At 30.5% G+C, this 16,347-nt stretch carries 17 protein-coding genes and 1 rRNA gene; 2 read left to right on the plus strand and 16 right to left on the minus strand.

Annotated elements, in window-relative coordinates:
- A 16S ribosomal RNA gene (locus tag I2H23_RS12110) occupies positions 1-328 on the minus strand; the annotation flags it as partial.
- 462 nt (positions 329-790) lie between these two features.
- On the opposite strand from I2H23_RS12110, the gene I2H23_RS12115 reads away from it, so the two are divergent.
- Positions 791-982: a hypothetical protein gene (locus tag I2H23_RS12115; RefSeq protein WP_092921369.1), complete on the plus strand. Its 192-nt coding sequence runs from the start codon at positions 791-793 to the stop codon at positions 980-982.
- Positions 983-1,400: 418 nt separating this feature from the next.
- Here I2H23_RS12115 and I2H23_RS12120 read toward each other — a convergent pair whose 3' ends face one another.
- Positions 1,401-2,552: a S41 family peptidase gene (locus I2H23_RS12120; protein WP_195581700.1), complete on the minus strand. Its 1,152-nt coding sequence runs from the start codon at positions 2,550-2,552 to the stop codon at positions 1,401-1,403.
- Between the two features lie 155 nt (positions 2,553-2,707).
- On the opposite strand from I2H23_RS12120, the gene I2H23_RS12125 reads away from it, so the two are divergent.
- Complete coding sequence (locus I2H23_RS12125) at positions 2,708-3,283, plus strand: 5-formyltetrahydrofolate cyclo-ligase (protein ID WP_166504681.1); 576 nt, start codon at positions 2,708-2,710, stop codon at positions 3,281-3,283.
- A 62-nt stretch (positions 3,284-3,345) separates the two neighbouring features.
- Here the strand turns inward: I2H23_RS12125 and I2H23_RS12130 are convergent, their stop codons facing one another.
- From I2H23_RS12130 to atpA, 14 genes are all read right to left on the minus strand, one after another.
- Positions 3,346-5,739 (minus strand): ATP-binding protein, encoded by a 2,394-nt coding sequence (locus tag I2H23_RS12130; RefSeq protein ID WP_195581701.1) that lies wholly within the window; start codon positions 5,737-5,739, stop codon positions 3,346-3,348.
- Positions 5,740-5,978: 239 nt separating this feature from the next.
- A complete protein-coding gene (locus I2H23_RS12135) occupies positions 5,979-6,401 on the minus strand; it encodes a hypothetical protein (protein WP_092921379.1) in 423 nt (140 codons plus the stop codon).
- A gap of 340 nt (positions 6,402-6,741) precedes the next feature.
- Positions 6,742-7,677: a transketolase family protein gene (locus I2H23_RS12140; RefSeq protein WP_092921381.1), complete on the minus strand. Its 936-nt coding sequence runs from the start codon at positions 7,675-7,677 to the stop codon at positions 6,742-6,744.
- Entirely contained in the window at positions 7,670-8,497 is an 828-nt protein-coding gene (locus I2H23_RS12145) for a transketolase (protein WP_092921383.1), read from the minus strand. The genes I2H23_RS12140 and I2H23_RS12145 overlap by 8 nt, the downstream gene beginning before the upstream one ends.
- A gap of 288 nt (positions 8,498-8,785) precedes the next feature.
- Positions 8,786-9,148, minus strand: a complete 363-nt coding sequence (locus I2H23_RS12150; RefSeq protein WP_092921385.1) for a type II toxin-antitoxin system PemK/MazF family toxin — start codon at positions 9,146-9,148, stop codon at positions 8,786-8,788.
- The gene (locus tag I2H23_RS12155; RefSeq protein WP_092921386.1) at positions 9,138-9,422 is read right to left on the minus strand and encodes a ribbon-helix-helix protein, CopG family; all 285 of its coding nucleotides are present in this window, start codon (positions 9,420-9,422) and stop codon (positions 9,138-9,140) included. Before I2H23_RS12155 ends, I2H23_RS12150 begins: the two co-directional genes overlap by 11 nt.
- 30 nt (positions 9,423-9,452) lie before the next feature.
- The gene (alr, locus tag I2H23_RS12160; protein WP_166504680.1) at positions 9,453-10,610 is read right to left on the minus strand and encodes an alanine racemase; all 1,158 of its coding nucleotides are present in this window, start codon (positions 10,608-10,610) and stop codon (positions 9,453-9,455) included.
- A gap of 15 nt (positions 10,611-10,625) precedes the next feature.
- Positions 10,626-11,216 (minus strand): germination lipoprotein GerS, encoded by a 591-nt coding sequence (gene gerS, locus I2H23_RS12165; RefSeq protein ID WP_166504679.1) that lies wholly within the window; start codon positions 11,214-11,216, stop codon positions 10,626-10,628.
- 21 nt (positions 11,217-11,237) lie between these two features.
- The gene (locus tag I2H23_RS12170) at positions 11,238-11,699 is read right to left on the minus strand and encodes a CBS domain-containing protein (protein WP_092921392.1); all 462 of its coding nucleotides are present in this window, start codon (positions 11,697-11,699) and stop codon (positions 11,238-11,240) included.
- A gap of 4 nt (positions 11,700-11,703) precedes the next feature.
- A complete protein-coding gene (acpS, locus tag I2H23_RS12175) occupies positions 11,704-12,084 on the minus strand; it encodes a holo-ACP synthase (RefSeq protein ID WP_092921394.1) in 381 nt (126 codons plus the stop codon).
- A 193-nt stretch (positions 12,085-12,277) separates the two neighbouring features.
- A complete protein-coding gene (atpC, locus tag I2H23_RS12180; protein ID WP_092921396.1) occupies positions 12,278-12,538 on the minus strand; it encodes an ATP synthase F1 subunit epsilon in 261 nt (86 codons plus the stop codon).
- Positions 12,539-12,540: 2 nt separating this feature from the next.
- Complete coding sequence (gene atpD, locus I2H23_RS12185) at positions 12,541-13,935, minus strand: F0F1 ATP synthase subunit beta (protein WP_092921397.1); 1,395 nt, start codon at positions 13,933-13,935, stop codon at positions 12,541-12,543.
- Positions 13,936-13,950: 15 nt separating this feature from the next.
- Entirely contained in the window at positions 13,951-14,808 is an 858-nt protein-coding gene (gene atpG, locus I2H23_RS12190; RefSeq protein WP_092921398.1) for an ATP synthase F1 subunit gamma, read from the minus strand.
- A 27-nt stretch (positions 14,809-14,835) separates the two neighbouring features.
- Entirely contained in the window at positions 14,836-16,338 is a 1,503-nt protein-coding gene (atpA, locus tag I2H23_RS12195; protein ID WP_166504678.1) for a F0F1 ATP synthase subunit alpha, read from the minus strand.
- Between the last annotated feature and the right edge of the window lie 9 nt (positions 16,339-16,347).

Genomic DNA, 16,347 nt, shown 5'->3' on the forward strand with positions numbered 1-16,347 from the left:
GAGTTTGGACCGTGTCTCAGTTCCAATGTGGCCGATCACCCTCTCAGGTCGGCTACTGATCGTCGCCTTGGTAAGCCGTTACCTTACCAACTAGCTAATCAGACGCGGGTCCATCCTGTACCGCAAAAGCTTTGATAAGAAAGCCATGCGACTCTCTCATGTTATCTCGTATTAGCATACCTTTCGGTATGTTATCCGTGTGTACAGGGCAGGTTACCCACGCGTTACTCACCCGTCCGCCGCTCTTTACCGAAGTAAATCGCTCGACTTGCATGTGTTAGGCACGCCGCCAGCGTTCATCCTGAGCCAGGATCAAACTCTCAAATAAAAGTTGTTACCCGCTCAGACTATCATTATCTGAATATCTGGCTTGGTTGTATTCGATTCTTTAAAGAATCATTAGTTATTTAAATTAACCTACTGTTTAATTTTCAAAGTTCATTTTAAGCGACCGTGTCGGCGCTACTTTTTTACAACTTCTTTAGTTTACCAAAGTAATTTTACTTTGTCAACTTTTTTCTGTTGCTTTTCTTTTGTGTTTGCCCTTTTCTTAAGGACAAGTATAACTATACCATCTCAAATCCATTTCGTCAACACTTTTTTTGTTTTTCTCTAATTTTATTTATCTTTTCATTTAAATTACTATATATACTAATGTTTACATATATATTACCCACGATATTGAATATTAATTCTTAAACTTCATAAAATATTAAATAAATACAACTTTATATACTTGTATAAACTCTAAGAAAGGAGATGCTATATATAATTATAGCTAACAAATTCTATGTCTACTTTCAACAAAATCAAAGATTTATATGAGGATGGCTACAGATGTATTTACCATAACTGTACAGATAATAATTACACTATATATCTTAAGAATTTTGATTCTGAAGATTCTCAAACTATTGAGATATCAGATGAAAATGAATTTAATCAATTTCAAGGATATATTAATGATTTAAAGATGTCATAACTAATTTTATTTTTCATTTTAAATTTTAAAATTAGATATTAAACTACAAAAATAGAGAGTTTTCACACTCTCTATTTTGTAGTAACTAGCTTCTTTATAAGGTTTAATAATTCCACTCTATCTACTTCCATTTGTTTTTTATGCTCTTTATATTCATTGAAGTTAACAACTTTACCTCTGTTTTTCTTCATAATAACCACTTCCTATTTTAATTATAAACTTAATATATTAATTCTATACTTAATTGATATTCCCTTCTATAAAATATACAAAATTTCTTAAATATATTCATATTTTATATTTTAATTCTTTATAATATGTTATATTTTTACATTCTATTTTTTTATAAATTTTAATTATATTTTTCATTAAAAAACAGGCACTTTTTATATTTTATGCCTGTTTTTATTGATATATTCTATTTTATTTCCTTTTTCATCCAATCAATAGCTTTATCTAATTGCTTTTCAGGATTTTTTTCCTCTATATTTGGTTTTATTCCTTTTCCATTTATATAATCTCCACTAGGAGTAAAATATTGGGCAGTGGTTAATTTAAAACCTGTACCATCTTTAAGCTCTCTTACACTTTGTACTAAACCTTTACCAAAAGTTGTAGTTCCTATTGAGATACCAGCTTTATTATCTACAATAGCTCCCGTTAATATTTCTGATGCTGATGCACTATTCCCATTAGTTAAAATAGCTATTGGCAATCCTAGCTTATCTTTACCTGATTTTAAGTATTCTGTATTTCCTTTATTGTCTTTAGTGTAAACTATAGTTCCTTCTCCTATTAACTCATCGGCTATATCTTTGCATATATTTAATAGTCCTCCACCATTATCTCTTACATCTAATATTAACCCCTTCATTCCCTCTGATTTTAATTTATCTAGTACAGTTTTAAATTCTTTATATGTATTTTCGCTAAAAGAAGTTATTCTTAAATATCCTATTTTATCTTCTAGCATCTTACCTTCTACGCTTTTTGAAACAATCTCTTCTCTTTTAACTTTAACATCAAATTCATTGCCATCTCTTTTTAAAGTTAATTCTACAGTTGTACCCTCTTTACCTTTTATCATGCTAATTGCTTCATCTGAATTTTTAGCAAACACATTCTTTCCATCTACCTTTACTATCTTGTCTCCCGCTTCTATTCCACTTTTTTCTGCCGGAGAACCTTGTATAGGAGATACTACTGTTAAGTAATCATCATCTGGAGAAGGACTTATTATCACACCTATACCAACAAAAGACCCACTCGTTTGTTCCTTCAATCTTTTAAACTCATCTTCTGTATAATACTGAGAATATGGATCATCTAATCCTGAAAACATTCCTTTTATAGCTCCATTAACCAAATTATCATCTTTTGTTTTTTGATAGAAATCTTCTTTTATAGCTCCTTCTAGACCTATCATCTTATTGTACTTACTATATTTTTCATATAAATCTTTCGACACTACAACCTTATTACCTAATCCTATTTGCAAAGTAGAGGTAAACAAAGCTGTTACTATTACTAAAACTATTCCATACACGATAGCTCTTTTCTTTGATATCATTCTAGGCATCTCCTTTATCTAATCTAGTATATATTATATGACTAGCTATTCTTTTTATTACCATTTCTATTTTTGTTGCTTAGTTTTTAACTTATGTACTAAAATTTATAATGGATACATATCCATATTATACCATAGTAAAAGGGGTAGATTTTATGAAAAAGGAATTTAGAAAAAAAGTTATTTCTGATAGAAATAACCAAAATTATGAATCTTTATGTAAAAACTCATCAATAATAACTCAAAAAATATTAGCTTTAGATTGTATAAAAAAAGCTAAAAATATTATGCTTTATCTTGATTTTAATAATGAAGTTAAAACAGATGAACTTATAGTTAAGCTTCTTTCTTTGGGTAAAACTGTCTCATCTCCTATAACGATTAAAGAAGAAAAAAAATTAATACCATCTCAAATAATTGATTTAAAAGATGGAGTAAAAATCGGTGCTTATGGAATAAGGGAACCAAAACCTGAATGCTCTCCAGAGGTAGAGGTTAAAGATATAGATGTAGTAATAGTTCCAGCCGTTGCTTATGATAAAGATTGCTATAGACTCGGTTACGGTGGTGGCTTTTATGATAGATTCATAGAAAGGTTAAGAGAAGATGCTATCACAGTAGGAATTGCTTTTGATTTACAAATTTTTGATTCTGTACCTAAAGAAGATCACGATGCTCAACTTGACTATATAATTACAGAAAGCCAAATACTTACACCTAATAAATTTTAGATAATATTAATTTAAAAATGATACTAAGGGTTAAAACTTAGTATTTTAACCCTTAGTATTTTTTATTCCTTTTTATCATCTCTATCTTTTTTATCTATTTGTCTTAAACTCTCAAGCTTATCCTTAACTAAATTATCTATTTCATCTATAGTCTTACCTGTAAGTATCTCTAATCCTTCTTCTATACTACTTATTGCATATATACTAAAAGTTCCAGCTTTTACAGCTTCCACTATCTCATCTTTTAGTATTAAATTCTTAACATTTTGTATCGGAATCATAACACCTTGTTTTTGAGAGAAACCTTTTAGCTTACATACATCAAAAAATCCTTCAATCTTTTGATTCACTCCGCCTATAGGTTGTATTTCTCCTTTTTGACTAACAGAACCAGTTACTGCAATACTTTGTTTTATAGGTATATCAGCTATACTAGATATTATAGCGTACAATTCAGTACTAGATGCACTATCTCCATCTACACCACTATAGTTTTGTTCAAAAGTTATTGATGTAGTTATAGATAATGGTCTCTCTTTTCCATACCTTTCTCCTAAATATCCACTTAATATTAAAACTCCTTTATCATGAATACTTCCACTTTGCTTTATTTCTCTTTCAATATTTATTACACCATGTCTTCCCCTATAAGTAGATGCTGTTATTTTTGATGGCTTACCAAATGAATATTCACCTGTACCCATAACAGCTAATCCATTAATTTGACCTACTTTCTCTCCTTCTATATCAATTAACAGAGTTTTGTCTTCAAACATCTCATTTAATTTTTCTTCATATTTATTATTTCTATATACTTTTTGTTCTATTGCATTTTGAACATCTTTTGCAGTGACATATAACTCACTATCATCACTTATAGCCTCTGACTCATATACTAAATCTATTATATTACTAACTCTTGCTGTTAATTTATCTTTATTGTCACTTAACTTAATACTATATTCTATTACCTTTTCAACTGCATCTCTTTCAAAGTGTTTTAATTTTTCATTGTTGCAAGTATCAGCTATTAGCTGAATTGTCTTATATATATTTTCATCATTTTTATCTATTTCTATATCAAAGTCAGCCATAACTTTAAATAGATTTCTAAAATCTTCTTCATATGAGTATAAAAGTCCATAATAACGACTGTCTCCTATTAATATGACTTTCACATCTAAATCTATTGGTTCTGGCTTTAATGTAGATGTTACTAAATATCCATATTGTTTATTAAGAGATTCTATTGATATCTTTCCTGTTTTTAAACTTCTCTTTAGACAATCCCAAGAAAAAGGATTCGATAATAAATCTTTTACATTTATGATTAAGTATCCTCCATTCGCCTTATGTAAGGCTCCTGGCTTTATTTCCGTAAAACTTGTTGTTAAAGCTCCTATCTCATTTTTATACTCTATACACCCTATCAAATTATAGTATGTAGGATTGCTTTCTACTATTATCTTACAATCTTCACACTCACTATTATCTATAAATAAATTTACTTTGTATCTATTAAAAAACTTATCATCATTTTTTTGACCCATCATACCAAATAGCGCCATAGGTTTTTGTTGATTACCTTCATTTTTATCCTTAAATTTATCAATGTTATTAACTATATCATTGCATAAATCATTTATATATCTTTGTATTTTTTCTTCTTTTCCATACTTATCTAGTAAGTATTTATCATAAAACCCAACTAAACTTCTTCCTACATTTTTATCTAAATCAATAGTTTTATTTTTATAATCATCTTCACAATTTTTTATCTTATCTATATATTCCTTGCTATCTTGATTTAGCTTAAGACCCTCTTCTCTTAATTTATTGATTTGTGTAGGAGTTAGTTGACCTAACTCTTGTTCTTGCATTAATGTTCCATCTTCTTTTATTGGGATACTAACAAGTCCTCTTTCTGTAACTTCAAACTTAAATCCTCTAGGCTTGGCAAATTCATTTAACTCTGATATTATTCCTTGAATACTATTTTCAAGTTCACTCATAAGTATTCTGCTATGGTATTCATATTCTTTTGAATTAAATAATTTAGGTACCTCGCACTTTAATTTTTGAATTATTTCTTCTATATCTTCTTTAAATATTTTTCCTACCCCTGATTTGAAAGATAAAGCTATAGGTTCATTAATGTTTTTAAAATTATTTACATATACCCAATCTCTATTATTATTTTGTTTATTATTGCTGGTATACTTTTTTATAAGTTCACTAGTGTAACTAACTCTTCCCAATCCATTTGTACCTACAACATATATGTTATATCCACTTTTTTTCATCTTAAGTCCAAACTCAATGGCCTTCACAGCTCTATCTTGGCCTATTATTTCTCTTTTAGAATCTATCTCTTCTGTAGTACTAAATGATAGATTCTCTATCAATGAGCTCGGTTTTAAGTCTTCTACTCTAACTTTATATTTATCTATATTCAACAATCATTCACCTCTTCATATTATGTTAAGTTTTATTTTTCCCCGCTTATTGATAAATAATTAGTTAATATGCAATAATAATATTTTTTTAATAAATTCATCTAATTTAATTATTTTATTTAAAATTTAAAAATATCTTTTAGACATAAAAAAACACCTTAAAATATTTTAAGGCGATTTTTATTAGATTATGTACATGTTTATTTTTCTAAATTTTTATTAATATAATATGTAGTCTGTTATTCCTCTGTCACATTTAATTCTATATTTTCAGGAAGATCAGTTAAATTGGTTTCTACAACTATGTACGGATATGATTTTTCTTTTTCTTTATATGAAATTTTTACTTTCATTAAACTTCTATCATTTTCTTGAACCATTTCTATTTTATTCATCTCTATTCCCTTTTCATTATCTTTACCTCTGGTTACAATAACATATATCTTTTCGTTTAACTTTACAGCTAAAGCTCTTTCTTCATCTGTATATTTGTCCATCATATCAAGTATCTTTTCTGGTATAGATTCTCTTTGTACTATAGTGTAATCTACTGGATTTGACTTTTCCATAAACATATTTGGGATTACTATAAACCCACCTATTACTAGTATTAATAGAAGTACTCCATATATAACTCCCTTTACATTAAATTTTATATTCATTTATTTCACCCCCATATATTTTAATATATGAAATTTATACGAGCCTTAGAATATTATTTATTAGTATATTTCCAAAACCTCATAAAAAATTTGCTTGATTAATCTACGTGATGACAAACATCTTAATATCTCAAAAGACCATATCCATTGCTAAAATACGATATTTTAAAATTTATTGAATTATTTAAGATACAAAACTAGTTGGATTTTACATTCTATTATTTGAGGAATGTTATTATATGATATGTATTTAGTGAAATATAACGAAAATATAAAATCTTTTATAGTAAATAAATTTGATAATTAAAAAGGATATAGCTTACGCTATATCCTTTTTATATTATTTCTTAGCTATTGCTTCCTTAGCAGCTTTAACTATATCGTTAGATGTTAATCCATATTTTTTTACTAATTCAGCAGGTGTACCTGATTCTCCGAAAGTATCATTTATACCTACTTTTTTAACTACAACTGGACATTCTTCAGTAACAACTTCACTTACTGCTGAACCTAGACCACCTAATATACTATGTTCTTCAGCAGTTACTATTGCACCAGTTTCTTTAGCGGCAGTTATTATTAACTCTTTATCTATAGGCTTTATAGTAGACATATTTATAACTCTAGCATTTATACCTTCTGATTTTAAAACTTCTGATGCTATTATAGCTTCGTTAACCATTATTCCACAGGCTATTATTGTTAAATCATTTCCTTCTCTAACTACTGTACCTTTTCCTATTTCAAATTTATAATTTTCATCAAATATTGTAGGAACTGCACTTCTTCCTAAGCGAACATACATAGGTCCGTAAACTTTAGCTGCTTCAAATATCATTTGTTCTGCTTCTACACCGTCAGCAGGAACCATAACTGTCATATTAGGTATACTTCTCATTATAGCTATATCTTCTACACTTTGATGTGTTGCTCCATCTTCTCCAACTGTTATACCAGCATGAGTAGCACAAACTTTTACGTTTAACTTTGGATAACAAGCAGAGTTTCTGATAACTTCAAAAGCTCTTCCTGTTGCAAACATAGCAAAGCTACTTGCAAAAGGTATTTTACCAGCTGCAGCAAATCCACAAGCTGCACCTATTAAGTTTTGTTCAGCTATACCCATATTGAAGAATCTATCTGGGAATGTTTTATAAAAATCATTTGTCTTAGTTGATTTTGATAAATCTGCATCTAATACTACAACATTATCGTTTATTTGTCCTAATTTAACTAATGCTTTTCCGTATGCTTCTCTAGTTGCTATCTTACTCATTGTCTGCACCCCCTAATTCTTCTAAGGCTCTTTCTAAATCGCTATCACTTGGAGCTGTTCCATGCCATCCAGCTTCATTTTCCATGAAAGATACACCTTTACCTTTTATAGTCTTTGCAATTATCATTGTTGGCTTTCCTACTGTTTCTTTAGCCATATCTAAAGCTGCAAAAATTTGATCGAAATCATGTCCATCTATTTCTATTACATTCCATCCGAAAGCTTTAAACTTATCTACTATAGGACCTATGTTCATAACTTTCTCTACTGCTCCATCTATTTGAAGACCATTATAATCTAAGAATGCTACCATATTATCAAGTTTGTAGTGAGCTGCACTCATAGCAGCTTCCCAAACTATCCCTTCTTGAACTTCTCCATCCCCAAGTATAGTATACACTCTCCATGGTGCATTATCTAATTTAGATGCCATAGCCATACCACAAGCTGCTGAAAAACCTTGTCCTAATGAACCCGTTGACATATCAACTCCAGGTATTCCCTTCATATCAGGATGACCTTGTAACATACTATTTATTTTTCTTAGCTTCATTAATTCTTCTCTAGCAAAGTAACCCTTTTGAGCTAAAGTTGCATAAAGTACTGGTGCTGCATGTCCTTTAGATAAAACAAATCTATCTCTATCTTCCATTTTGCTATTGTTAGGATCTATATTCATTTCATTAAAGTAAAGAGCTGTTAGTATTTCTACAGCTGATAATGATCCTCCTGGATGTCCAGATTTAGATTCATGTATCATAGAGACTATATCTTTTCTGATAATACGTGCAATCTCATTTAATCCCTTATGGTCTCTCATGTAATTACCTCCCTGTTTTTCATAAAGTAAATATTACTTATGTAATATATTTTTGTAATCTCATATTATTATATCACTTTTATAGATTTTTTTTACTTTATTTTTTTAATTTAGATATATTATGTATACTTTTTATATATTTTGATATATAATTTTTAACAATTATGATTTTTATATATCAAAATATATATTAGACATTATTTATGATACACTTTTTTTATCTTTAATATATCATATTTCATTTTTAATAAAAAAAAATTATTGATATTAAAAATAATACCAATAATTTTATAACGCAAATAGTCCTAGACTTATCTGAAGACTACTGTCAACTTTTACCATCATATTATCATCTAGACAACCAATTTTTTCTCTTAACCTTTTTTTGTCTATAGTCCGTATCTGTTCTAAGAGAATAACAGAATCTTTATTAAGCCCATATTCGTTCGCACTAATTTCTATATGTGTTGGTAATTTCGCCTTGTTAATCTGTGATGTTATAGCAGCTATTATTACCGTTGGACTATATTTATTTCCTATATCATTCTGTATAATTAAAACAGGACGAACTCCACCTTGTTCCGATCCGACAACAGGGCTTAAATCAGCGTAGTATAAATCTCCTCGCTTTATGTCTAGGTTAATACTCACCCTGGGCTATCTTCCCTTCAATACAATCCTCAGAAGATACTTCATTTGTCATACCTAGTTCAGCCAGCGATAGATTAATTTGCCCCATTTCTTTATAACCTTTGATCATAGACTCTTTTATGTCTATTTTTCTCTTTTGAGTTATATAAAATTGAAAGGCAGCCTTTGCAAAATCTTCTCTATTACTATTCTCCATCTCAACGATATGGTCTACCTCAGAAACGAGGGAATCCGGTAAAGTAAATACTATCTTTTCCTTACTTTTTTTGTGCACAAAATCGCCTCCCGGGGTATACTATCATTATTATTTTATCAAATAACTATCTGATTGTAAAATTGCATTTCTTTCCATATAGATTCTATCTACTCTTCTTGATACCATACATAACACTTCATAGTTTATAGTCTCTAGGCTTTTTGCTACATCTTCTGCTGTCAATTTCTCTTCCCCAAATATTATAACCTCATCGCCAATTTTTATGTCTATATTCTTGTTAATTTTGACCATACACTGATCCATACATATCCTACCTATGACATCAAATATATTTCCTTTAATCATCACCTTAGGATTTTTTTGTATTCTAGAAAATCCATCTGCATATCCTATAGGTATAGTTGCGATTTTTTCTGTTTCATCACTTCTATACTTTAATCCATAACTTATCCCAGTACCTTTATCCACATCTTTTATATGAGCTACTCTCGTTTTTAAAGTCATTGCAGGCTTTAATTGAATAATGTCTCTATCTACTTCTTCTGATGGATAATGACCGTATAGTATTATTCCACATCTTACCATATTAAGATTCAAATCTTGTAAATCTATAATTGCAGCACTATTTGATACATGTTTTATAGGTATGTTTATATCTATAGCTTCTAACCCTTCAACCATATATTTAAATCTTTGTACTTGAAGCTTAGTGAATTCTTTACTTTTTTCATCTGCTGTAGCAAAATGTGTAAAGATACCCTCAATGTCTACAAACTCTAAATCATTTATCGACTTTATATCATTTATTGATTGAGAATTAGGTATAAACCCTATCCTTGACATACCTGTGTCAATTTTAATATGGATTTTAGCATGTTTACCTATATGCTTGGCGATATCATTAAGTTTTTGAGCCATTTCTACTGAGTAAATAGTAATAGTTATATCATTGTCTATAGCAGTTGCTAATGCTTCTTCCGGAATATAACCTAAACAAAGTATAGGAAGCATTATTTTATTTTGTCTTAATTCTATTCCTTCTTCTAATCTAGCTACTGCTATATAATCAACATTTTCTTTTTCTAATAATTTTGCAATCGGTACTGAACCGTGCCCATAGGCATTAGCCTTTAGCACACCACAAATTTTTGTATTTTCATTTAAGGATTTTTTTATATTATCAAGGTTAAATTTGATATTGTCTAGATTTATCTCTGCCCATGTCGGAGCTGTTATTTTGTTCATTTCTTTAGTTCCCCCTTACTTTTCATATTGAAAATCTTTGTAAGTAATAGTGAATCTAATCATTCCTTTAGAATCTATTATTTCCATTTTTTCTGGTTGTTTAGTCTTAATATTAATATACAATATTTGTTTGTTAAAATATTCATCTTCACCTGGTATGTACGTTTCTAAGGCAAGACTACCATCAGATAATTTTATATCAACCTCTTCACTTTGCAGGTAATTTTTTATAAAATCCCCAATAAACATATTTTGATCATTTTCACCTACATTAGGTAGTTCAATTTCATCTTTTATTCCTGGGTTTTTTACTATTATTTTATCTGATTTGTATTCAATAGTTTTACCTTTTAAATGCTCTGGTGATACTAACTCTAATTTATAATTATCTGGCTTATTATAATTATGAATAAATACGTAATTATGTGAACTCTTATTGCCAACTACTTCTACTTCAGCCTTACATGTATATGAATCAATTTCAGATATTACCTTTTGAAATTCTTCATAGGCCTCTTCTTTAGTTAATTGCCTTTTTTGGCAACCTACAATAATAACTAGCATACTTATAATAAGCACTGCTAGTAGCGTTAGCTTACTTCTCACAAAATCCTCCTATATTAATTCTTATTCATTATACATAGCTCTAATTATATCGTATCTACATATAATTCCTTTTAATTTATGTTCTTTATCTACTACTGGAACTCTATTTACTGATTTTTTTATCATAATATTAGCTACATCATCAAAATTATCTTCTTCATTTACAGTTACTATATCAGTTGACATTAAGTCTTTTACTTTGTATGCTGCTATTTCTTTAAACTCTTCTTCCATCTTCTTGTAATCATCTAAAAATATTAACCCTTGGAAAAAGTTAATTATATGAGGAGCTTCTACATGCTGTTCTTTCTTCATTATGTCTGTCTCAGAAATAATACCTACTACCTTATTATCTTCATCTACTACAGGTACCCCTCCTATTCTTTCTTTAATTAGTAACCTTGCAACATTAACTATACTTTCTTCTCTATTTGCCACTATTACATCCGTTGTCATTATGTCCTTAGCTATTTTATTGTTCATAATATCACTCCTTAATTATAGTTATAGCATTAGCTACCGCATATTCTTTACAATGAGATATAGATACTTTTATTTCTAAAACATTATAGTCTATGCATATCTTCTCCAAATTATTATAGGTTTTAACTATAGGTTTTCCTATTTCATTCCTTAATATTTCTATATCTTTAAAATTAAAATTTCTTATACCTGTCCCTAAAGACTTGCTTATAGCTTCTTTGGCTGAAAAATTCCCTGCTATACTTTCAACTCTAAAATTGTTAGATTTAAAATATTCTATTTCATTTTCTGTAAATATCTTTTCTAAAAATCTATTATTTTTATTTATAGCTTCTTTTATTCTTCCTATCTCCACTATATCTATACCAATATCTAATATATTCATAGATGCCTCCGGTTCCTATTATAGTATTATTTTGTTGCATATATATAAATATATTCAACTCGACATTATAAAATCCTGTCATATGCCTATTATAATACTACAGTAGAATTATTTTTAATAGATAATTAGAATTTTCTATTAGTACTGATGTTTTTTTAAAATAAAAAGACTAGAGTTAAACTCTAGTCTTTTTTTATAACCACTCTGCAGATTCAGTTAAAATAACAGCTTGTTCTTTTTCAACTTGCATGAATCCCCCAGATATTTTTGCTTCTTTAAATTTACCTTCTTTTTTTAGACGTAGAGTTCCATCAGATAATCCTGCAACTAAAGGTCTATGGTTTTTTAATATACCTCTGTCTCCTTCAGTAGTTCTAACTATTATCATCTCTGTTTTATCTTCATAGAAGATTTTATCAGGAGTAACAATTTTAACCGCAAATTCGCTTGCCATTATTATCTACTCTCCTTCGCTTTTGCAACTGCCTCTTCTATACTTCCTACGAATAAGAATGCTGATTCTGGTAAGTCATCATGCTTACCTTCTAATATTTCTTTGAAACTTCTTACAGTTTCTTTAACAGGTACATATTTACCTTCAAATCCTGTGAATTGCTCAGCAACTGTGAAAGGTTGAGATAAGAATCTCTCTATCTTTCTAGCTCTTTGTACTGTTACCTTATCTTCATCAGATAATTCGTCCATACCAAGTATAGCTATTATATCTTGAAGCTCTTTATACTTTTGAAGTATAGATTGAACAGCTACTGCAACTTCATAATGTTCTTTTCCAACTACAGCTGGGTCAAGTACTCTAGATGTAGACTCTAATGGGTCAACAGCTGGGAATATACCTAGAGACGCTTTTTGTCTAGATAAAACTGTCTTAGCATCTAAGTGTGTGAATGTTGTAGCTGGTGCTGGGTCAGTTAAGTCATCGGCAGGTACGTATACAGCCTGAACTGATGTTATAGACCCTTTATTTGTAGATGTTATTCTCTCTTGTAATTTACCCATCTCTGTAGCTAATGTTGGTTGGTATCCAACTGCTGATGGAGTACGTCCAAGTAATGCTGAAACCTCAGATCCTGCTTGAGTGAAACGGAATATATTATCTACGAATAATAAAACGTCTTGTCCTTCTTGATCTCTGAAGTGCTCAGCCATTGTAAGACCAGTTAAAGCAACTCTCATTCTTGCTCCAGGTGGCTCGTTCATTTGTCCGAATACTAGAGCAGTCTTTTTGATAACTCCAGACTCGCTCATCTCACCGTAAAGGTCATTACCTTCTCTTGTTCTTTCCCCAACACCTGCGAATACTGATATACCACCGTGTTGAGTAGCTATATTGTTTATAAGCTCTTGTATAAGAACTGTCTTACCAACTCCGGCTCCACCGAATAGACCGATTTTACCACCTTTTAAGTATGGTGCTAGTAAGTCAACAACTTTTATTCCTGTTTCTAGTATTTCAACACCTGGCTTTAATTCGTCAAATGCTGGAGCTTCTCTATGTATAGGACTCTTAGGAGCATTTTTGGGTGCTTCCTTACCATCAACTGGCTCACCTAATACATTGAATATTCTTCCTAAAGTTTCGTCTCCTACAGGTACACTTATTGCAGCTCCTGTATCAACAACTTCCATACCTCTTACAAGTCCATCAGTAGAACTCATCGATATACATCTAACTGTGTCATCACCAACATGTTGTGCAACTTCTATAACTATTTTTTTATCTCCGTGCTTTATCTCTAATGCATTTAATAGATTAGGTAAGCTTTTTTCATCATCGAACTTTACGTCAACAACTGGACCGATAACCTGAACTATTTTACCTACATTTGCCATGTCCTAACCTCCTTATTATTGAGCTGAAGAAGCCCCCGCAACTATCTCAGATATTTCCTGAGTAACTGCTGCTTGTCTTGCTCTATTGTATTGTAACTCTAAATTAGATATCATTTCATTAGCATTGTCTGTAGCTGATTCCATAGCTGTTCTTCTCGCTGCTTGTTCTGAAGCATAAGCTTCAGCTATACCTCCGTATATTCTCCCTGAAACATACTTAGGTACGATAAAACCAAGTACAGCATCTGGAGAAGGTAAGTATTGAACAGAAGCTCTACTATTCTTCTCTTCTTTATCTTTGTCTACTGCTATTGGTAACAATCTAGTTACTCTTGGCTCTTGACTTAATGCTGAAACAAACTCTGTATATATTAACTTAACTTCATCTATATCTCCGTTTTGATAAGAATCCATTATATTATTAGATATCTCGATTATATCTTCATACTTAACGTCTTCAACAGAATCTATTGTTCCAATTAAGTCAAAAGATCTTTTGCTAACAAACTCTTTTGCTTTTTTTCCTATAGCTACAACCTTAACATTATTAGAACCTTGAGTCTCTGCAACTAATGTTTTAAATACATTCGAGTTGTATCCTCCTGCAAGTCCTCTATCTCCTGCTATAACTATATAACATTTATTTTTAACTTCTCTTTCTTTGAGAAATTCACTTTTAACTCCACTCGTATTCTTAGCTATATTTTGAACAGCTTCTTGTAAAGTATTAAAATATGGCTTAGAACTTTCTGCTCTTTCCTTAGCTTTTCTAAACTTCGAAGAAGCAACTAATTCCATAGCTTTAGTTATTTGCTTAGTATTTTCAACACTGGCAATACGAGTTTTAATTTCTTTCATTCCAGCTCCTGCCAATTGGGTTACCTCCTTTTTTAAAAAGGATTACGCTTCTATAACAAATTTCTTCTTGAAATCGTTTATAGCGTTTGTTAATTCTTGAGTGAAATCTCCATTCGCAAGAATTTTTTCTCCTATTTGTGGATAATTAGCATCTATGAATTCAATTAATTCTGCTTCAAATCTCTTTATATTATTTACAGGTATATCTGCTAATAAGTTGTTAACAACTGCAAATATAGCTATTACTTGATCTTTAACATCCATAGGTTGATGTTCACCTTGTTTTAGAACCTCAACTATTCTTTCCCCTTGAGCAAGTCTCTTCTTAGTATCTTCATCTAAGTCTGATCCGAATTGAGAGAATGCTGCAAGTTCTTTATATTGAGAGTAAAGAAGTTTTAATGGTCCTGCAACTTTTTTCATTGATTTTATTTGAGCAGATCCACCAACTCTTGATACTGATATACCAGGGTCAACTGCTGGTCTTATTCCTGAGTAGAATAATTCTGGCACAAGGTATATTTGTCCGTCTGTTATTGATATAACGTTAGTTGGTATATAAGCAGAAACGTCTCCACCTTGAGTTTCTATTATAGGTAATGCAGTTATAGATCCTGCACCTAACTCATCAGATAATTTAGCTGCTCTCTCAAGTAATCTTGAGTGTAAGTAGAATACATCCCCAGGGTAAGCTTCACGTCCTGGTGGTCTCTTAAGTAATAATGACATTTCTCTGTATGCAACCGCGTGCTTAGTTAAATCATCATATACTATTAATACATGTTTTCCGTTGAACATAAATTCTTCACCCATAGCAACTCCTGCATATGGTGCTAAGAATTGAAGTGGTGCAGATTCAGATGCTGTAGCAGACACTACTATTGTGTAGTCCATAGCTCCGCCTTTTTCTAATGTACTAACAACTTGTGCAACTGTTGAACGCTTTTGTCCTATTGCAACGTATATACATATAACATCTTTACCTTTTTGGTTAAGTATTGTATCTATACATATAGATGTTTTACCTGTTTGTCTATCACCTATTACAAGCTCTCTTTGTCCTTTACCTATTGGTATCATGGCATCGATAGCTTTTATTCCTGTTTGTAGAGGCTCATGAACTGACTTTCTAGCCATTATTCCTGTAGCTTCTGATTCAACTGGTCTAAATTTATTAGTGTTTATAGGTCCTTTTCCATCAACTGGTTGCCCTAGTGAGTTTACAACTCTACCTATCATAGCATCACCAACTGGAACTTGAACTATATTACCAGTTCTCTTAACGATATCTCCTTCTTTTATTCCAGAGTCGTTACCTAATATAACTGCCCCAACCATGTCTTCTTCAAGGTTAAGAGCCATTCCGTATACTTCTCCTGGGAACTCTAATAATTCACCAGCCATAGCTTTATCTAATCCGTAAACACTAGCTATACCGTCCCCAACTTTTAAAACACTACCTGTATCTGTTAATTCAACTTTATTCTCATAATTTTTTATTTGCTCTTTAATTATAGAACTTATTTCTTCAGGTCTTAAGTTCATGGGTTCACC

The organism is Romboutsia sp. BSD2780061687b_171204_C1, assembly GCF_015560225.1.
GTDB lineage: Bacteria > Bacillota > Clostridia > Peptostreptococcales > Peptostreptococcaceae > Romboutsia_C > Romboutsia_C hominis.

What these genes read in the sequence shown, in the direction of transcription:
- I2H23_RS12115 (WP_092921369.1), top strand. Translation starts at nt 791, where the DNA reads ATGTCTACTTTCAACAAAATCAAAGATTTATATGAGGATGGCTACAGA.
- I2H23_RS12120 (WP_195581700.1), bottom strand. Translation starts at nt 2,552, where the DNA reads ATGATATCAAAGAAAAGAGCTATCGTGTATGGAATAGTTTTAGTAATA.
- I2H23_RS12125 (WP_166504681.1), top strand. Translation starts at nt 2,708, where the DNA reads ATGAAAAAGGAATTTAGAAAAAAAGTTATTTCTGATAGAAATAACCAA.
- I2H23_RS12135 (WP_092921379.1), bottom strand. Translation starts at nt 6,401, where the DNA reads ATGAATATAAAATTTAATGTAAAGGGAGTTATATATGGAGTACTTCTA.
- I2H23_RS12140 (WP_092921381.1), bottom strand. Translation starts at nt 7,677, where the DNA reads ATGAGTAAGATAGCAACTAGAGAAGCATACGGAAAAGCATTAGTTAAA.
- I2H23_RS12145 (WP_092921383.1), bottom strand. Translation starts at nt 8,497, where the DNA reads ATGAGAGACCATAAGGGATTAAATGAGATTGCACGTATTATCAGAAAA.
- alr (WP_166504680.1), bottom strand. Translation starts at nt 10,610, where the DNA reads ATGAACAAAATAACAGCTCCGACATGGGCAGAGATAAATCTAGACAAT.
- I2H23_RS12170 (WP_092921392.1), bottom strand. Translation starts at nt 11,699, where the DNA reads ATGAACAATAAAATAGCTAAGGACATAATGACAACGGATGTAATAGTG.
- acpS (WP_092921394.1), bottom strand. Translation starts at nt 12,084, where the DNA reads ATGAATATATTAGATATTGGTATAGATATAGTGGAGATAGGAAGAATA.
- atpC (WP_092921396.1), bottom strand. Translation starts at nt 12,538, where the DNA reads ATGGCAAGCGAATTTGCGGTTAAAATTGTTACTCCTGATAAAATCTTC.
- atpD (WP_092921397.1), bottom strand. Translation starts at nt 13,935, where the DNA reads ATGGCAAATGTAGGTAAAATAGTTCAGGTTATCGGTCCAGTTGTTGAC.
- atpA (WP_166504678.1), bottom strand. Translation starts at nt 16,338, where the DNA reads ATGAACTTAAGACCTGAAGAAATAAGTTCTATAATTAAAGAGCAAATA.